The sequence below is a fragment of the Alteromonas sp. K632G genome, assembly GCF_017653625.1.
Classification (GTDB): Bacteria; Pseudomonadota; Gammaproteobacteria; order Enterobacterales; family Alteromonadaceae; genus Alteromonas; species Alteromonas naphthalenivorans.
In genome coordinates this window covers 1-1334 of the sequence record NZ_JAGGDM010000054.1, presented here as the reverse complement: position 1 = coordinate 1334, position 1334 = coordinate 1, and the positions used below count along the sequence as shown (strand labels likewise).

General features: G+C 44.9%; 1 protein-coding gene. It reads left to right on the top strand.

Annotated features, from left to right (window positions below):
* The first annotated feature begins 112 nt into the window (after nucleotides 1-112).
* On the top strand, nucleotides 113-1309 hold the full coding sequence (locus J5X92_RS20835) for an IS4 family transposase (RefSeq protein WP_126873844.1): 1197 nt from the start codon (nucleotides 113-115) through the stop codon (nucleotides 1307-1309).
* Nucleotides 1310-1334 lie beyond the last annotated feature (25 nt).

Sequence of the window (1334 nt, the reverse complement as noted above, 5' to 3'; positions counted from 1 at the left end):
CTGAGGTATCCCCACAAATAATATAGCAAAATCAGTGAGATAAAAAAGAAGGGAACATTCATGGCGTTTGGTGATCAGATCAATCGCCAAACATCACTGAGACCAAACAGCCATGAATGCCCTATCTATTGTGAACAAAGTCGTATCGCTTGTCAGCTTTAAAATGCACAAGACTCGGCAAAAAGCAGTTATTGCTTGTGTTAAGAGTTTGCTCAATGGAAGCGCTGCGACTGTCACAAGCATCGGCCGAGGTATTAACACCAGAGCATTTGAGAAGCATCGAATCAAACGTGCTGACCGTTTGCTTTCAAACCCCAATCTGCTTAGCGAAGCCCCTTTTATTTATGTCGCTATTTGCCAACTATTTTGTGGCAGCACATCACGCCCCGTCATATCAATTGATTGGTCAGATTTAGATGACCGTAAAAAGCATTTTCTCTTACGTGCGGCGATATCTTTAAAAGGTAGGCCCATCACACTTTATCAGGAAGTTCATTGCAACAAGACCAAAGAGAAACCAGCCACACACAGGGCATTCTTAAGGACCTTACACACCATATTGCCTGCCGACTGTCGGCCTATTATCGTCACTGATGCAGGGTATAAGTCACCTTGGTTTAGGGAAGTCTTGGCGCTACGATGGGATATTGTTGGGCGTATCCGTAAGCCCCATTTTTACTCGCTTGATAGAGGAAATACGTGGCAATGTATTCGTCATCTTTACGCCCAAGCAACCGGTCGACCTAAGCGTTTTGATAATAGCCAGATAGTAAGAAGCAATCCCTTTGCCTGTACGCTTATTCTGTTTAAACAAAAGTCCAAGGGGCGTCACGCCACTAACCCAGACGGAACACGCAAATCATCTAAGCGTTCGAAAATCCACGCACAAGGGGCGAAAGATCCGTGGCTGTTAGCGACTTCACTCGCTTCTCATCGTCATTTATCTAAACAAGTTGTCGCTATCTATCGGCAGCGTATGCAAATTGAAGAAGGCTTCAGAGATATGAAAAGCACACGGTTCGGGTTAGGTTACGAACAAAACAAAAGTTACAAAAAGCAGCGTCTTACACTATTGGTGTTACTAACAACGTTAGCCTCTGTTGTCGCCATAATGCTCGGTATGATGCTAGTCACCTCAAGTAAACATCGTCGCTTCCAAGCAAACACCAATACAAAAAGAGTTTTATCGTTCCACTACCTTGGGCTCAGGGCTATCGCCTGTAGGATACGGTTTACCATACGACAATGGAAAGCTGCACTCGAGTGGTACAGCTCCTTAGTAGACGAAGCCTGGGGTGGAGGTACATGAAATTAAATTCGTGGGGATCCCTCAG

Coding starts and splice junctions, on each gene's coding strand:
- J5X92_RS20835 (WP_126873844.1), top strand. CDS start 113: ATGAATGCCCTATCTATTGTGAACAAAGTCGTATCGCTTGTCAGCTTT.